Here is a 15638-nt window from a genome sequence, read left to right as displayed (position 1 = left end):
GGATTCATGAGTACCACGCGGAGTCGGGGGCTCGGGCGCACGCGCTGGACAGTGCTGTCGGCGCTGGTGGTGATCGGCGTGCTGGCAGTGGGTGTCGTGGTGGTTATGCCCTGGTGGCACGATCGCCCGGCCGCCATCGCCGGGCAGCGGCTGGACGATTTCCCGAATGTCGATGTCACCGCGCTGGATTCGAGTCGGAGTCGCATCGTCACGGTGCTGCGCACGGAATATTCGCATCCCGGCGACGGGCCCAAATACGCACAGGGCGTGGATGAGCCATGGTGTGCCGATTTCGTCAGCTGGACCATGCGTCAGGCCGGGCAGCCGCTGTCCAATCCGAATTCCGGATCGTGGCGGATTCCCGGTGTGGCGACCCTGCAGGAGTATTTCGAATCGAACGGCCGGTTTTCGGCGGTGGGTTCCGGATATTCGCCGCGTCCGGGCGACGTCGTGATCTATGCCCCCGGCAGTCCGTTCGGACAGCACACGAATATCGTGCTGGCCGCCGGTGATCACACCCTGACCACGATCGGCGGCAACGAGCGTGGCTCGGTGCGCATTCACCGTTACGACCCGGCGACGATTGCCGGTATCGTCGGGTTCGGCCATATGTGAAACGTTTTCGTCCAGTGGCGGGCGATCTCGATCGGTGGGGATGGTGTCGCGACACCGGACCCTACGATGTACCCGGCGGCCCCGGCAGCGCCGCTGTTGCGGTCCCCGTGCTGCCGGCTCCTCATCGGCAGGACGGGGATCCGCGTGTGTAGGTGATCGGTGGAGGAGTGGGAGCAGATGGCAGAGCCGGGCGTGCACGACGAGGCCGAATGGATGGACTACTCCGAATTCGGTGAACGTTTCGTTGTCCACGCGGTCAACCGGGACCGGATCGAGGCCGCGGTGTCCGGGATGGCCGGACGGGGGATGAGTATCGGGCCGTTCTCGATCGGCCCGGCGGGACTGGCCGGCCTGGTGGCGGAGGGCAAGGTCGGCAAGCCGGTGATCGCCCGCAGCGAACCGCATGTCACCTTCGAGGTCCGGGTGCCGGTGTCGATGCATCTCACGGTCACCCTCGGCGGGCAGCAGTTCCGGATCGAGGCCACCGTCGAGATCGACCTCACCCTGCATGCGCGGACCGCCGATCCGCTGCTGATCGTCATCGACATTCCGCGGGTGCGTTCGCGTGATGTGAGTTTCGCGGTCCGGGCGGAGGCGGTCGGCGCCGCCGTCGACGTCCTGCTCGACCCGATCGCGACCCTGGTCCAGCGTGAGGTCGCGAGCCGGCTCAACGCCATGCTCGCCGATCCGGCGGCCCGGCGCGGGCGGGTGTTCGATATCGAGGCGATCATGAACGGCACCCGTTCGGAGCATGTGCTGCGCACGGACTTCGAATGGATCGAGTACGCGGAGTTCGGGCGACGTTTCTTCCCGCTGATCGTCACCCCGGATCGGGTGCGCGACGTGGTGGAAGGTCTGGCCGGCCGCGCGGTCGAGGTGGGCCCGCTGCGCACCGGGCCCGGTGACGCGGTGACGGTCGAGGTGCGGGGGGCCGTGCGGATGCCACGGCTGGCCCGGCGGGAGGGCGACGATCCGGTGTCGTTCGACCTGACCATTCCGGTCGGACTCGACATCACCGTCGACGTACTCAAGGCGAATCGCTATCGCGCGGAGGTGGAGGTCGGGTTGCTGCTGGTGGCGCGAGCCGGTGAACCGCTGCTCATCGTCATCGACGTGACGCCGCCGCGCAGTGCCGACGTCGTCGTCGAACTGCAGGCCGAGGGATGGCGCGCGAAGATGCTGGGTTCGGTCGGCAAGATCCGCCGCCAGATCGCCGCGCAGGTCGCGCAGGTCATTCGCGCGGAACTGGCCGACCCCCGGGGCCGCACCATCGACGTCGCCGGCCGCATCGATGCGGCCACCTCCTGACCCCTGTTACTTGTGGTGTTGATGTGACCGGATTGGCCTAGCGGTTCATATGTGCATGTGGTGAAATGAGTCCACGTTCGAGGCTTCCGGCGCGTGGATGACAGCATTGTTGTCGTCGGGGAAGGCGCGCCGGGCACGCTTGCGTTTCCACCGGTCCGCGGGGTGGCCGGCATCAGGTGAGATCTCTATATCGCTGTAGCGCGAAGGAGTTTTCGATGCGTTCCGTTCCGATGACCCGCCGCACCCTCTTCGGATATGCCGGTGCCGCCGCGACCGCCGCCGGTCTGGCCGCGCTCGCACCCGCTGTGCTCGCGCCGCCCGCCGCCGCCGACAACGTCCTCGGCACCCTGCTCGACTATGCCGGTGGCGTGCCCGACGCCGCGGCCATCCGCGCCGCCGGGCACGCCGGTGCGATTCGGTATGTCTCCGACCGGCGCCCGGGGGCGGAGTGGATGACCGGAAAGCCGTTGCGCGCGAGCGAGGTCGACGCGCTGCACGCGGCCGGGCTCACCGTGGTGTCGTGCTACCAATTCGGCAAGGGCGCCACCGCGGATTGGAAGGGCGGGCTCGAGGCCGGTAAACGCCACGCCGACCGCGGTCTGCAACTGCACCGCGATGCGGGTGGGCCGGACGGCGTGCCGATCTACGCCTCCATCGACGACAATCCGACGCCGGTCGATTTCGCGACCCTCATCGCGCCCTACCTCGCGGGCTGGGAATCGGTGCTCGGCAACGAGAACGTCGGCGTCTACGCCAACGCGCCCACCATCGAACTGGCCAAGGTCGCCGGTCTGGGTTCCTGGTACTGGCAACACAACTGGGGCACGCCGAAGGGTTTCGTGCATCCGGCGGCGAACCTGCACCAGATCGAAATCGATGATCGCACGGTCGACGGTGTGGGGGTGGATGTGAACAACATCCTCACCGCGCAGTACGGGCAGTGGTGATCACGACCGCGTAGTGAATCGGCGGCTGTCTACGTTTGGCAGTGGCAGGTGGGATCGGCGACGAGATCGGGTTCGTCCGGGACGACCGTCAGCGTCGGCCGCGCCTCGGGTGCGTCGCGCACGCCCATCCACGACAGCAGCGACCATCGCGACAGGCCCGAGAACGCCGAGCCGAGGCTGAAGAACGAGCCGACCGAACCGATCGACAGCACCGATCCGACGCTGCCGATCGAGAGGACGGAGTAGGCCGAGCCGATCGAGAGGATCGACCGTTCGGACCGGAACGACAGGATCGAGCGATGCGATCGGGTGGACAACACCGATCGGTAGGACCGTCGCGACATCACCGAATGCCCGGCTTTACCGCGCCGGACGCGGGGCGCCGCGCCGGCGTCCGAGGTGGTTTGTGCAGACCGTTCGAGCTGATCGACAGTCGACATACCTAGCGGTCTACCACAGTCCGGGACATCCCATGGCGCATTGACAGCAAACGGCCCGGAGTGTCGTCTCAGCGACATCTCCGGGCCGTCGGGGGCCTGAAATTCAGTGCTGCGGGCGTACCGCGGCGGGCTGCTGGACCACGTGTGCGGCGGGCACCGTGCCGGCCGGGTTCACCGGAGCCGCGGCCTGGGCGGGGCCCGAGGCGACCGTGAACAGACCCAGCGTGGGCAGGAACGAGCAGGTGATCGGCGCCTGATCGGCCGCCGGCTGCGTGGTCAGGGAACCCGCGACCACGGAGATCACGCGACCCGGGCCGGTGTCCACGATGGCCGACAGGGTGGCCGGACCGTCCGGGTTGATGTGTGCCTCGTCGGTCAGCGCCACGGTGCCGCCGCGGTGGTTGTCCAGGTTGTACCACTGGACGGTCATCGGCGGATTCTGCTGCGGCGTCAGGCCTTTGGTGCCCAGCGCGGTGAAGACGAAGCCGGCCTGCCCGGCAGCCGGTCCGGGCGGGGGCAGTTCGGCCGGACCCGGAACCGCGAGCGCGGTGCCGACCGAGTCGGAGCCGGGGCCGATGCAGTCCTTACCGATGGTCGGGTACAGGAACTGCGCGATGGCCGGACCGTTCTTCGGGATGTCCGGGCCGCCGCCACCGCTGCCGTCGAGGAAGGCGACGATGGCCTGCAGTGTCTGCTTGACCTGCGGCGGCAGACCGGAACGATCGAGCAGCTGGATCGCCTGATCGAGGATGGTCTGAGCGCCCGGCGAGGCGATGTTGCCCGCCTGGGCGGCGGCGCCGACGATGGCCGGAGCCAGCGACGCGATCGCATCGACCGGAACGCCCTCCGGGACCAGCGGAACATCGGCGGCCTGGGGCTTGGGTGCCGGTTCGGCAACCGCGATCGTCGACGCGGCGAGTGTCGCGCCGGCTGTCAGGGCCAGCACGGACAATGCGAACCGCGTTCCTCTGGTGCGAAGCACTGGTGTTGCCGTCCTTAACCTCGGGGTTACCTCGTCATGCGATGCGAGAACATCGCGCGATGGGGGCATCGCTTCGCGACACTCTAAAGACAGTGCCGCCGTGTTGTACAGCCGTGGGTGTGATCTTGCCTGCACCGCTCGGCAATTCCGATCACCCGCCCCGGCGCGTTGTCCGAACATAACCCCAAAGCAGTGTTACGCAAGTGAACAGTGATGCCTTTGTTACACGGGTCATTCGAGCCGGCACGGAACGTCAGTTCACGGCACAGGTATACATCTGCAACCCGTACACCTCGGAGGGTTTCGGCCCGCCTCGATTTTGGACCGACGGAGCGAGGGAGCGCAGCGACTGAGCGGAGGAGTGAAAAATCGAGGCCCAGGGGGCCGAAACCCCGCCGGAGCGAAGCGGAGGCAGAATTGCAGCCCGTGACCCGACACCTCCGTTTGGCCGACATCCGCGTGGCCGGGGCTGTTCTGGCCGTTTCGGTCGTGGCCCGTCTGGTGCTGATGTTCGTGCTCCCGCACGGTCTCGACGTGGTCGACCTGCGCGTATACGTCGAGGGCGCGGCCAATTTGGGCAGTGGGCATCTCTACGACTTCGTCTACGCCGACAAGACTCCCGATTTCCCACTGCCGTTCACCTATCCGCCGTTCGCCGCGGTGGTGTTCTATCCGCTGCATTTCCTGCCGTTCGGGCTGGTGACGCTGCTGTGGTTCGGGTTGATCGTGGTCGCGCTCTACGCCTCGGTGCGGATCGCTTTCGCGCTGTTGCCGGGGTCGGTGGCAGAACCGAATCGGCGCGCGGCGGCGATGCTGTGGACCGCGCTGGGCCTGTGGTTGGAACCGACGCGGACGACGCTCGATTACGGGCAGGTGAATGTGTTCCTGCTGCTGGCTGGGCTGGCGGCGGCGTATTCCGCGCGCTGGTGGCTGTCGGGGCTGCTGGTGGGTGTGGCGGCGGGGGTCAAACTGACGCCGGGGGTCACCGGCTTGTATTTCCTGGCGCGGCGGCGGTGGGCGGCCGCGGTGTGGTCGGCGGTGGTGTTCGCGGCGACGATCGGACTGAGTTTCCTGATCTCGTCGTCGGAGACCCGCACCTATTTCGGGCCGTTGATCGGTGACGCCAACCGCATCGGCCCCGTGGGGTCGGTGGTCAACCAGTCGCTGCGCGGGGCGCTGAGCCGCATTCTCGGCCACGACGCGGGGGCGCCCTGGAATCTGGCGGGGCATCGCGTCCCGTTCGGGCCGTGGTGGCTGGGCGCTGTGCTGCTGACCGTCGTACTGGCCTGGTTCGCTTGGCGCGCGGTCGATTTCGACGACCGGCTCGGCGTGCTGCTGGTGGTGCAGTTGTTCGGTTTGATGGTGTCGCCGATCTCGTGGTCGCACCACTGGGTGTGGCTGCTGCCGCTGATGATGTGGCTGGTGCACGGTCCGCTGCGTTCGATCGCGGGCGCGCGGCTGGTGGCCGGGTTCTGGTTGGTGACCACGCTGGTCGGCATTCCGTGGATCCTGACCTTCTTCCAGCCGACGATCTGGGAGATCTCCCGCCCGGCGGTTCTCGCCTGGCTGGGGGCGATCTACGTCTTCGGCGTGGTGGCGACCTACCTGTGGATCATCTGGGCGGGCGCGCAGCGCGGGCGGCCGGGCACACCGCCGCCGGCGCCCGCGGTCGCGGCGGGTTCGGTCCGGGCGGGTTAGGCCGCTCAGCTCTGGTCGGCGAGGCGGTCGATCTGGCCGGCCAGCGCGAGGTCCTTGCGGGTGATGCCGCCCTCGGAGTGGGTGGAGAGGGTGAAGGTGACTCGTCGCCACCGGATATCGATGTCGGGGTGGTGGTTGACCTTCTCGGCGGAGTCGGCCACCCGTCGCACCAGTTCGATGCCGGCCAGGAACGACGGAGCCTCGACGGTTCGGGAGATGCTGCTGCCGGTGTGGGTCCAAGCGGGTAGTTCGCGCAACCCAGTGGCGATCTCGCTGTCGGAGAGCAATGGGGTACTCATACTCTCGGTTCTACCCCAGCGGTAGCGGCTCAGGCCGCACGCGCGAGTTTGAGAGCCTTTTTGAGATCTTTGCCCTTGACTCCCGCGGCCTGACACTTCTTCATTTTCGAGACCACGACAGGGCATTTCAGGCAGCGCTTCTTCTTACGGCAGCACTTTTTCTTCGGTTTGAGGTGTGCGACCTCCTTGGCCTTCACCTTGCCCATGGGGCCCAGGGTAACCAACCATGATGCCGGAAACGGCGGCCGAGGCGTGTTTCGGTACTGTGTACCTGGCCGCATGTCCGGTGAGATCAGTCCACCTGCCTTGTTCGGACCCGCTACGGCGCGGGTCGGCCGCAACCCATTCATTCAGCAGGAGGATTCAACGTGTCGTCTGTCGAGTTCCGCAATGTCGCCATTGTGGCTCATGTCGACCACGGCAAGACGACGCTGGTCGATGCCATGTTGCGGCAGTCCGGTGCCTTCGCCGAGCGTGCCGAGCCGGTCGACCGGGTGATGGACTCCGGTGATCTGGAGCGTGAGAAGGGCATCACCATTCTCGCCAAGAACACCGCGGTGCATCGTCATCACGGCGACGGCAGCGTCACTGTGATCAACGTCATCGACACTCCCGGCCACGCCGATTTCGGTGGTGAGGTCGAGCGCGGTCTGTCCATGGTCGACGGTGTCGTACTGCTGGTCGACGCCTCCGAGGGCCCGCTGCCGCAGACCCGTTTCGTGCTGCGCAAGGCGCTGGCCGCCTCGCTGCCGGTGATCCTGGTCGTGAACAAGACCGACCGCCCCGACGCCCGGATCGAGGAGGTCGTCGAAGAGAGCCACGACCTGCTGCTGGATCTGGCCTCCGACCTCGACGACGAAGCGTCCGAGGCGGCCGAGCTGGCGCTGGATCTGCCGGTGCTCTACGCCTCCGGCCGCGAGGGCAAGGCGTCCACCCAGCGTCCCGAGAACGGCAGCGCGCCCGACGCGGAGAACCTCGACGAGCTGTTCGAGGTGCTGCTGAAGTACGTGCCCGCGCCCAAGGGTGACCCGTCGGCGCCGCTGCAAGCGCACGTCACCAACCTGGACGCGTCCCCGTTCCTCGGCCGGATCGGGCTGGTCCGCATCCACAACGGCACCCTGCGCAAGGGCCAGAACGTCGCGTGGATGCACGGTGACGGCGTCAAGACCGTGAAGATCACCGAGCTGCTGCAGACCGTCGGCGTCGAGCGCAAGCCGGGTGAGGAGGCCGTGGCCGGCGATATCGTCGCCGTCGCCGGCATTCCGGAGATCATGATCGGCGACACCCTCGCCGATGTGGAGAACCCCGTCGCGCTGCCGCGCATCACCGTCGACGAGCCGGCCATCTCGGTGACGATCGGCACCAACACCTCGCCGCTCGTCGGCCGGGTGCAGGGCCACAAGCTGACCGCCCGCATGGTGAAGTCGCGCCTGGACCAGGAGCTGGTCGGCAACGTGTCGCTGCGGGTGCTCGACATCGGCCGCCCGGATGCCTGGGAGGTGCAGGGCCGTGGTGAGCTGGCGCTGGCGATCCTGGTCGAGCAGATGCGCCGCGAAGGTTTCGAACTGACCGTCGGCAAGCCGCAGGTGGTCACCAAGCAGATCGACGGCAAGGTGCACGAGCCGTTCGAAGAGCTCACCATCGACTGCCCGGACGAGTACCTGGGTGCGGTGACGCAGCTGCTGGCCGCCCGCAAGGGCAAGATGGTCCAGATGAGCAACCACTCCGCCGGGTGGGTGCGCATGGAGTTCATCGTCCCCTCGCGCGGTCTGATCGGTTTCCGCACCGATTTCCTCACCGAGACGCGCGGCACGGGTATCGCCAACGCGGTCTTCGACGGTTACGCGCCGTGGGCCGGCGAGATTCGCGCCCGCCACACCGGCTCGCTGGTGTCCGACCGCGCCGGCAGCGTGACACCGTTCGCGATGATTCAGCTCGCCGACCGCGGCCAGTTCTTCGTGGAGCCGGGCGCCGACACCTACGAGGGCCACGTGGTGGGCATCAACCCGCGCGCGGAGGACCTCGACATCAACGTCACCCGTGAGAAGAAGCTGACCAATATGCGTTCGGCCACCGGTGACGTGCTCGAGACGCTGGCCAAGCCGCTGCAGCTGGACCTCGAAGGCGCCATGGAGTTCTGTGCCGCCGACGAGTGCGTCGAGGTCACCCCCGAGATCGTGCGCGTGCGCAAGGTGATTCTCGGTGCCACCGAGCGCGGCCGCGAGGCGTCGCGCCGCAAGGCCCGCGACCGCGCCGCCCAGAACGCGTAGGCGTATCTCCGCGTAGGCATATCTCCCCGGAAATCCGAGAGGCGCACGTCCAGCGGACGTGCGCCTCTGTGGTTCCGGGTGAAAGTGCTTCCAGACGTATTCTGTGGTCGTCGAGTGGACAACCAGCGCAAGCATCTACGAGCCGTTCACCATGGTGGGTTTCGGCCCGAGGGGCCGAAACCCCGCCGGAGCGGAGCGAAGGCCGAAAACACTAGAGTACGTTTCGTGATGTCGGGAGTTCGAATGCGTGCGGGGCGGCGCGTGGTCTTGGTGCTGATGCTGGCGCTCGGGGTACTCACCGCGTGCACCGCCAATCCGCCGCCGCCGATCGAGAGCACCGACAGTCCGAAGACGACTCCGGCGACGCCGACGAAGTCCACGGTCGTGGTGGCGGTGGACGATATCGGGATCGGATTCAATCCGCATCTGCGGTCGAATCAGTCGCCGGCGACGAATGCCGTTGCCTCGCTGGTGTTTCCGAGTCCGTTTCGCCCGGTGCCGTCGCCGACGGTGCCGGGGGGTACGGATCGGGTTCCGGATGCGGCGTTGATGGTGTCGGCGGATGTGACGCCGCCGGATCCGTCGCAGCCGGATCTGTTCACGCTGACCTACAAGATTCAGAATCAGGCGTCGTGGTCGGACGGTGCGCCGATCGCGGCGGAGGATTTCCGGTATCTGTGGCAGCAGATGATCAGCCAGCCCGGGGTGGTGGATCCGGCGGGCTATCGGTTGATCACCGACGTGAAGTCCTCGGAGGGCGGCAAGACGGTCACGGTGACGATGAGTCAGCCGTATCCGGCTTGGCGGCAACTGTTTTCGGATCTGCTGCCGTCGCATCTGCTGAAGGACGCTCCCGGTGGATTTCAGCGGGCCCTCGCCGTGGAGCGTGGCCTGATCGATCAGAATCCGATTTCCGGCGGGCAGTTCCGGGTGAAGCAGGCCGACGCGGGCCGCGAGGAGATCCTGCTCGAACGCAACGACCGCTACTGGGGTACTCCGGCGGTGCCGGATCAGATTCTGTTGCGGCGTGGCGGCACTCCGGCGCAGCTGGCCGAATCGCTGCGCGCGGGTGACGCTCAGATGGCGCTGGTGCACGGCGGTGTCGCGACGCAGGCGCAGCTGGCCGCGATTCCGCAGGTGCGGACCGCGATCATGCCGCAGGCGCGGGAAATGCAGATGGTGCTGAACGGGCGGACCGGCGATCTGGCCGATCCGCGGGTCCGCCACGCGGTGCTGGGTCTGCTCGATCCGGCGTTGCTGGCTTCGGTGGGCGCCGAGACGGGTGCGTGGGTGGATCCGGTGCGGGCGCAGATCCTGGCGCCCTCGGATCCGGGGTACGCGCCGACGGCGCCGCCGCGGCCGTCTCCCGACCAGGCGTTCGGGCTGCTGGCCGAGGCCGGATTCGGCCGTGCGCCCGAGACTCCCGCGGCGGGCAATCCGACGACGTCGCCGGCGCCGCAGCCACGCCCGGTCGCCAAGAACGGCCGGACTCTGACGATCCGGATCGGCGCGGTGGACAAGGATCCGACCACGCTGGCGGTCGCGAACACCGCCGCCGACCAGTTGCGCAGCGCCGGAATCGACGCGTCGGTGCGCAGCCTGCCCGCCGACGAGCTCTACGGCAAGGATCTGGCGGACGGGACCGTGGACGCGGTGGTCGGCTGGGAGCGGGCGGGGGAGGATCCGGCGACGATTCTGTCCTCGCGTTACGGCTGCCCGCCGGTGGCCGCGCCCGGTCAGGAGGACACCTCGCGGATCGATGCCATCCGCAAGGCGCCGAGCAATGTGTCGGGGATCTGTGATCCGTCGCTGCAACCGCAGATCGATGCGGCGCTGCGCGGGGTGGATGTGCCCAAGGCGATCGGTGACGCGGAGCCGAAACTGTGGGATCTGGCCACGGTGTTGCCGATCGTGCAGGACACCGGCGTCGCCGCGGCGAGTTCGCGGATGGACGGGGTCTCGCTGAGCGGTTCGATCCAGGTCGGGATCTTCGGCGGCGCGAGCACCTGGCGGCGGCTGTCGTGACCGGAACCGGCGGTCTGGTTCTGGTACACGCCCATCCCGACGACGAGTCGATCACCACCGGCGGCACCATCGCGCACTACCGGGCCCGCGATGTGCCGGTGACCGTGGTGACCTGCACGCTCGGCGAGGAGGGCGAGGTCATCGGAGCGCGGTGGCAACAGCTGACCAGCGCCCACGCCGATCAGCTGGGCGGGTTCCGCATCCACGAGCTGACCGCCGCGCTGGCCGCCCTGGGTGTGGACGCGCCGCATTTTCTCGGCGGGGCGGGCCGCTGGCGCGATTCCGGGATGAGCGGGACGACAGCGGATCCCGAACCCATGGTGCCGACGCACCCGCGTGCCTTCGTCGATTCCGGCCCGGCCGCGGTAGCGGAGTTGAGCGAGGTGCTGCTGCGGCTGCGCCCGCGCGTGGTGGTCGGCTACGACCCGCGCGGCGGCTACGGCCATCCGGACCATGTGCGCGCCCATCGGGTCACCATGGATGCGGTGGCCGCGGCGGCCGAAAAGGGTTGGGACACACCGAAGGTGTACTGGACGGTGACCGATGCCGAGGTGCTGCGCCGGCATACCGAGGCCTTGGCCCGCCGCACGGTCGACCGTCTGCCCGGGGCCCTGCCGAGCGGCTGGCGGCTGCCGGCGGTCGGCGAGCTGGCATGTGTGGCGAGTGAGACGGTGACCACCACGATCGACGTCTCGGACGTGCTGGCGGCCAAACGCGCCGCCCTGCGCGCACATGCCACCCAGGTCACGGTCGCGCCCTCGGGCCGCGAATTCGCGCTGTCGAACAACATCGCCCAGCCGGTGCTGCCGGAGGAGCATTACGTGCTGGTGCGTGGGCGTCTGGGGCCGGTGGGCCCGGACGGACACGAGGACGATCTGTTCGCCGGACTCGATTGACCGTGGCAGCCGGCACTCGGGCTGGTCGAATCGTGGGCGGGTCGGCTTAGACTGCTGGGCATGTACAACTGGAGCCTGCAGGACGCCATCGTCGCGTTCGTCGAGAGCCAGAAGCCGAACTGGCAGGCGCAGCACGATCTGTACCTGTCGGTGCTCTACGGATTCGTCGATTTGCAGAGTCATCTGTTGACCCTGCTCGGCTTCCCGCCGGTACCGTGACGGCCGCGACGACCAGCCGGACCGCCTATGTGCCCGGCGGGTCGAAGTATGCCTGGCCGGTGCTCGGCGGCGTGCTGGCGGCGGTCCTCGTGTTCGACGGGCTGCTCTCGGTGGTGCTCGAGGTGCTGTATCTGCCGCTCTACCTCGGCGCCACGCCCTTCCCGATCGCGGCCTTGGTCGCCGCGGTGGTGAACGTGCTGCTGGCGCGTGGCATGGGTGTGGTCGTGGCGCGCCCGGCCGCGATGGGCCTGCCGGTGATCGCGTGGCTGTTCGGATTCCTGATCTGCTCCACCACCGGGCCCGGCGGCGATGTGCTGCTGACCGACTCCTGGACCTCGCCGCTGCTGCTGGCCTGCGGCATCGTGCCGGTGGGTTTGTTTCTGTTCCGGCGGGCGTTCCTGCGACCGAAAGCCACCCCGGCCACGCTGTGAACCGGTGCCGGTCGTCCGGAAGGTCTTGCCGGAAAAAGATATCGGCGAACGGCTGTCGCGGGCCGGAGGGTCGGTTAGTCTCTCAGGCGTTATCTGTGGTTCTGCCGCCCGGCGGGCGGTGTGGTTAGGAAGTGGGGGCCGGTTGCTCAGCTGGCCGGTTGGCTCGGGTGCGCCGAGATCCGAATGCGCGCGGACGTCGCCCGACAACAGGAAGATCACCCGTGGTTGAGTGGTCGAAGCTTCCTGGATTGCCTGTGAACACGAAGGATTCGCGCTGGCTCGGCCTGATGAGCCGGGGTGTGCGCGGACGGGTCAGCGTGCGCGTGCGCCTGCTCGCCATCGTGCTGATCTCCAGCATCACGTTGCTCGCCATCGGTGTGGGCGCGGCGTCGTATCTGGTGCGGTCGGGCCGCGATGCCCGGCAGTGGGCCGAATTGGCCAGCAGCACCGCCGCTCCCGCGGTCGCCATCATGGAGACCTTCGGTGAGGAGCGCCGGCTCTCGATGCTGCAACTGGCGGGCGATCCCGGCGCCACAGCACAATTGACGGCCGCGCGGCAACGCTCGGATGCGGCGCTGGCCGCCCTCACCGCCAAGGGCGACGAGGCGCAGAAGATGAATCCGGACAACTCCGGAGCCGATATCGCCGCCTACGGTCAGCTGCTCGCGCAGTTGCCGCTGGTGCGTCGCGGTATCGATTCCGGCCAGGCGCCGGCCGATCACGTCTTCGGGCTGTTCAGCCGTTTCACCGCGGCGATCATCGATGCCTCGATGCTGGCCGCCCGGGTCGCGCCGGATGCCGGCATCGCCGTCCAGCTCGGCTATGCCGTCGAGGTGATGCGCGCCGCGGAGGCGCTGTCCGAAGCCACGGCACTCGGTGAATTGTTCCTGGTGACAGGCACTTCTACGCCCGCGCAGTGGACCCAGTACACCAACTTCCTGGGTGAATTCCGCGGCCAGATCGCCTACTCGCGATCGGTGCTGAAGGGCGAACGCGGGGATCAGCTCCAGGCGCTCGTGAACAGCCCGGCGTGGGCCCAGATCAACGAGATGGCCGACGCGGTCGCCGCGCGCGGTCCGATGGCGGCCGCCGACGATTCCGACCCGAGCACGCGGACCGGCGATACGACGCGGTCGCGCACGAGCCGGCAATCCGCGAAACCGCTGCCGATGACCGTGGAGGCCTGGCAGGACAGCTCGGCACAGCTCGGCTCCGGACTACTGACGCTGTGGCAGGACAAGAGCCGGGACGCGCACGCCGAGGCGCGGGATCAGGGTGATCGCACCGCCATCGGATCACTCGCCGGCGGCGGTGCGGTGTTGCTGGTGTCGATTCTGGCCTTCCTCGCCTCGCTGGTGCTGGCGAACCGATTCATCGGCCGGATGCGCCGATTGCGCCGCGACACACTGGAATTGGCCGACGAGCGGCTGCCCGACATCATGCGCCGGGTATCGGCCGGTGAGACGGTGGATGCCCCGACGGAGGTGTCGCGGCTGGACTTCGGTTCCGACGAACTCGGCCAGGTCGCGCAGGCGTTCAACCGAGCGCAGGTGGCGGCGGTGTCGGCCGCGGTCGCGGAATCGAATACCCGCGCCGGTATCAATACGATCTTCCTCGATATCGCCCATCGCAGTCAGGCGCTGGTGCATCGCCAGCTGGCTCTGCTGGACCAGGCCGAGCGGCGCGAGGAGAACGCCGACCAGCTCGAATTGCTGTTCCAGCTCGACCATTTGGCGACCCGCGCCCGCCGCAACGCCGAGAATCTGATCATCCTCGGCGGCAAACAGCCGGGTCGGCGCTGGCGCAATCCGGTTCCGTTGATCGAGGTGATTCGCGGTGCGGTCGCGGAAAGTCTGGACTACACCAGAATTCGCATCGGCCGTATTCCACGGACCCGCGTGATGGGCACCGCGGTCGCAGACCTGATCCACTTGCTGGCCGAGCTGATGGACAACGCCACCTCCTATTCGCCGCCGCAGGCGCGGGTGGAGGTACACGCCGCCGTGGTGGGGCGCGGTGTCGCGGTGGAGATCGTCGACCAGGGTCTGGGTATGACCGCCGACGAACTCGACCGCCGCAACGAGATGTTGTCGCATCCGCCGGAATTCAGTGTGGCGGCGCTGTCCACCGACACCCGGCTCGGCCTGTTCGTGGTCGCGAAACTGGCCAACCGCCATGGTATTTCGGTGAAGTTGCGCGAATCGGTGTACGGCGGTGTGCGCGCGGTGGTGCTGATCGGCACACCGGTGCTGGAAGCCGGTGAGGTGAACGGTACGGACTTCGAGGATCCGGGCCCCGCCACCGGGGAGTTCGCCGTCCTGGGGCCGGTGACCAACGCGTCCGCCGCCCGTGCGGAAGTGATTGTCGCCGAGGATGTTCCGATGGCGACCGACGTCGCGACGCCGCCTGCCGCGGATCCGGACCTGAGCCCACGGCGCTCGGCATGGTTCACCTCGGCCTCCGAGCGTATCGATTCCGCCCCCGCGACCGGAGTGTTCGGCGCGCCGGTGACCAGCCCGGGCGTGGTTCGCGCCGGGGAGGGCCGCCCGCCGCTGCCGCGCCGGGTGCGGTCGGCCGATCGCGACGAGACGCCCGCGGCCGGTACCAATACCGTTCGCCGACGCACCGCCGACCAAGCTCGCAACCTGATCAGCGCCGTCGAGCAAGGCACCCGGCAGGGACGCCGACCTGCTGACGAAACCGGCTCCACGGCATCACATTTCGAGACAGACGAGGGTGAAGATGGCTAATCCCAACCGAAGTGACGTCGGCTGGCTGCTCGATGATCTGGTGAAGGGTCTCACCGGTGTCCGCTACGCGGTACTGCTGTCCACCGACGGACTGCTGCTGGGCAACTCCTCGGAGCTGGAGGACTCCGATGCCGAGCGGTTCTGTGCGATGGCTTCCGCGCTGCACAGCCTGGCCCGCAGCGCCGGACATCATTTCGACGCCGGCGGTGTCTGCCAGACCATGGTGGAACTCGACCGGGCGGTGCTGTTCATCACCGCCGCGGGTGACAACGCGTGCTTGGGCCTTCTGGCCGCGGACAACGCCGACCTGGGCATGGTCGCGTACGCGATGAACCAGACCGTGCAGCGGGTCGGTTCACACCTCGCCGTCGACCGACGATGAGTCACCGTGAACGACGGTGACGCCTGGTTCGACGACGAGGCCGGACCACTGGTCCGGTTGTACGCGGTCACGCAGGGACGTGGCCGCAGCAACCGGCCGGACCTGGATATGCTGACCCTGGTCGTCGATATCGGCCGGGGCGCGGCGCTGCGCCGCCACGAACCCGAATACGCCGCCATCGTGGAGTTGTGCCGCACACCGCAGTCGGTCGCGGAAGTCGCTGCGCGGCTGGAACTTCCGCTGACCATGACGAAGGTGCTCGTCGGCGATCTCATCGACGACGGCCGCCTCGAATACCGCCAGCCCCGTCAGGACGAGGCGTCCGACGTCGGCCTGTTGCAGGCGCTGCTGGACGGCATTCGAGGGCTCTGACCGG

At 68.1% G+C, this 15638-nt stretch carries 16 protein-coding genes; 12 read left to right on the top strand and 4 right to left on the bottom strand.

Annotated elements, in window-relative coordinates; all coding sequences use genetic code 11:
- The first annotated feature begins 6 nt into the window (after positions 1-6).
- From NMI01S_RS08365 to NMI01S_RS08355, 3 genes are all read left to right on the top strand, one after another.
- Positions 7-615: a CHAP domain-containing protein gene (locus NMI01S_RS08365; RefSeq protein ID WP_062995375.1), complete on the top strand. Its 609-nt coding sequence runs from the start codon at positions 7-9 to the stop codon at positions 613-615.
- Positions 616-792: 177 nt separating this feature from the next.
- On the top strand, positions 793-1923 hold the full coding sequence (locus tag NMI01S_RS08360; protein WP_062995651.1) for a hypothetical protein: 1131 nt from the start codon (positions 793-795) through the stop codon (positions 1921-1923).
- 215 nt (positions 1924-2138) lie between these two features.
- Positions 2139-2870: a DUF1906 domain-containing protein gene (locus tag NMI01S_RS08355; RefSeq protein ID WP_062995374.1), complete on the top strand. Its 732-nt coding sequence runs from the start codon at positions 2139-2141 to the stop codon at positions 2868-2870.
- A 29-nt stretch (positions 2871-2899) separates the two neighbouring features.
- On the opposite strand, the gene NMI01S_RS08350 is transcribed toward NMI01S_RS08355, so the two are convergent.
- Both NMI01S_RS08350 and NMI01S_RS08345 read right to left on the bottom strand, forming a co-directional pair.
- Positions 2900-3214: a hypothetical protein gene (locus NMI01S_RS08350; RefSeq protein WP_062995649.1), complete on the bottom strand. Its 315-nt coding sequence runs from the start codon at positions 3212-3214 to the stop codon at positions 2900-2902.
- Between the two features lie 199 nt (positions 3215-3413).
- The gene (locus NMI01S_RS08345) at positions 3414-4292 is read right to left on the bottom strand and encodes an Rv1157c family protein (RefSeq protein WP_245716772.1); all 879 of its coding nucleotides are present in this window, start codon (positions 4290-4292) and stop codon (positions 3414-3416) included.
- 417 nt (positions 4293-4709) lie between these two features.
- Between NMI01S_RS08345 and NMI01S_RS08340 the strand changes: the two genes are divergently transcribed.
- Positions 4710-5990, top strand: coding sequence for a mannosyltransferase (locus NMI01S_RS08340; RefSeq protein ID WP_062995373.1), 1281 nt, complete (start codon positions 4710-4712; stop codon positions 5988-5990).
- Positions 5991-5995: 5 nt separating this feature from the next.
- Here NMI01S_RS08340 and NMI01S_RS08335 read toward each other — a convergent pair whose 3' ends face one another.
- Complete coding sequence (locus tag NMI01S_RS08335) at positions 5996-6289, bottom strand: 4a-hydroxytetrahydrobiopterin dehydratase (RefSeq protein ID WP_036504880.1); 294 nt, start codon at positions 6287-6289, stop codon at positions 5996-5998.
- A gap of 29 nt (positions 6290-6318) precedes the next feature.
- A complete protein-coding gene (locus NMI01S_RS35295) occupies positions 6319-6495 on the bottom strand; it encodes a hypothetical protein (protein ID WP_167669882.1) in 177 nt (58 codons plus the stop codon).
- 162 nt (positions 6496-6657) lie between these two features.
- Here NMI01S_RS35295 and typA point away from each other — a divergent pair, with 162 nt between their 5' ends.
- From typA to NMI01S_RS08300, 8 genes are all read left to right on the top strand, one after another.
- Positions 6658-8559 carry a translational GTPase TypA gene (typA, locus tag NMI01S_RS08330; protein ID WP_062995372.1) on the top strand — a complete coding sequence of 634 codons (1902 nt, stop codon included), beginning with the start codon at positions 6658-6660 and terminating at the stop codon, positions 8557-8559.
- A gap of 228 nt (positions 8560-8787) precedes the next feature.
- Positions 8788-10584: an ABC transporter family substrate-binding protein gene (locus tag NMI01S_RS08325; RefSeq protein ID WP_062995371.1), complete on the top strand. Its 1797-nt coding sequence runs from the start codon at positions 8788-8790 to the stop codon at positions 10582-10584.
- A complete protein-coding gene (mshB, locus tag NMI01S_RS08320) occupies positions 10581-11480 on the top strand; it encodes an N-acetyl-1-D-myo-inositol-2-amino-2-deoxy-alpha-D-glucopyranoside deacetylase (RefSeq protein WP_245716770.1) in 900 nt (299 codons plus the stop codon). The genes NMI01S_RS08325 and mshB overlap by 4 nt, the downstream gene beginning before the upstream one ends.
- Before the next feature lie 60 nt (positions 11481-11540).
- The gene (locus NMI01S_RS35290) at positions 11541-11699 is read left to right on the top strand and encodes a hypothetical protein (RefSeq protein ID WP_167669881.1); all 159 of its coding nucleotides are present in this window, start codon (positions 11541-11543) and stop codon (positions 11697-11699) included.
- On the top strand, positions 11696-12130 hold the full coding sequence (locus NMI01S_RS08315) for a hypothetical protein (RefSeq protein WP_245716769.1): 435 nt from the start codon (positions 11696-11698) through the stop codon (positions 12128-12130). The genes NMI01S_RS35290 and NMI01S_RS08315 overlap by 4 nt, the downstream gene beginning before the upstream one ends.
- Positions 12131-12384: 254 nt before the next feature.
- A complete protein-coding gene (locus tag NMI01S_RS08310) occupies positions 12385-14880 on the top strand; it encodes a sensor histidine kinase (protein WP_245716768.1) in 2496 nt (831 codons plus the stop codon).
- Positions 14873-15262: a roadblock/LC7 domain-containing protein gene (locus NMI01S_RS08305; RefSeq protein ID WP_062995370.1), complete on the top strand. Its 390-nt coding sequence runs from the start codon at positions 14873-14875 to the stop codon at positions 15260-15262. The genes NMI01S_RS08310 and NMI01S_RS08305 overlap by 8 nt, the downstream gene beginning before the upstream one ends.
- A 6-nt stretch (positions 15263-15268) precedes the next feature.
- Positions 15269-15634, top strand: a complete 366-nt coding sequence (locus NMI01S_RS08300) for a DUF742 domain-containing protein (RefSeq protein ID WP_062995369.1) — start codon at positions 15269-15271, stop codon at positions 15632-15634.
- Positions 15635-15638: the final 4 nt, after the last annotated feature.

Source organism: Nocardia mikamii NBRC 108933 (assembly GCF_001613505.1).
GTDB classification, from domain to species: domain Bacteria; phylum Actinomycetota; class Actinomycetes; order Mycobacteriales; family Mycobacteriaceae; genus Nocardia; species Nocardia mikamii.
This window is presented reverse-complemented; position numbering and strand designations above follow the sequence as displayed.

Excerpts from the sequence above, each read along its gene's own strand:
- NMI01S_RS08365 (WP_062995375.1), top strand. The coding sequence starts at position 7 with ATGAGTACCACGCGGAGTCGGGGGCTCGGGCGCACGCGCTGGACAGTG.
- NMI01S_RS08360 (WP_062995651.1), top strand. The coding sequence starts at position 793 with ATGGCAGAGCCGGGCGTGCACGACGAGGCCGAATGGATGGACTACTCC.
- NMI01S_RS08305 (WP_062995370.1), top strand. The coding sequence starts at position 14,873 with ATGGCTAATCCCAACCGAAGTGACGTCGGCTGGCTGCTCGATGATCTG.
- NMI01S_RS08355 (WP_062995374.1), top strand. The coding sequence starts at position 2,139 with ATGCGTTCCGTTCCGATGACCCGCCGCACCCTCTTCGGATATGCCGGT.
- NMI01S_RS35295 (WP_167669882.1), bottom strand. The coding sequence starts at position 6,495 with ATGGGCAAGGTGAAGGCCAAGGAGGTCGCACACCTCAAACCGAAGAAA.
- NMI01S_RS08335 (WP_036504880.1), bottom strand. The coding sequence starts at position 6,289 with ATGAGTACCCCATTGCTCTCCGACAGCGAGATCGCCACTGGGTTGCGC.
- NMI01S_RS08325 (WP_062995371.1), top strand. The coding sequence starts at position 8,788 with ATGTCGGGAGTTCGAATGCGTGCGGGGCGGCGCGTGGTCTTGGTGCTG.
- NMI01S_RS08350 (WP_062995649.1), bottom strand. The coding sequence starts at position 3,214 with ATGTCGCGACGGTCCTACCGATCGGTGTTGTCCACCCGATCGCATCGC.
- NMI01S_RS35290 (WP_167669881.1), top strand. The coding sequence starts at position 11,541 with ATGTACAACTGGAGCCTGCAGGACGCCATCGTCGCGTTCGTCGAGAGC.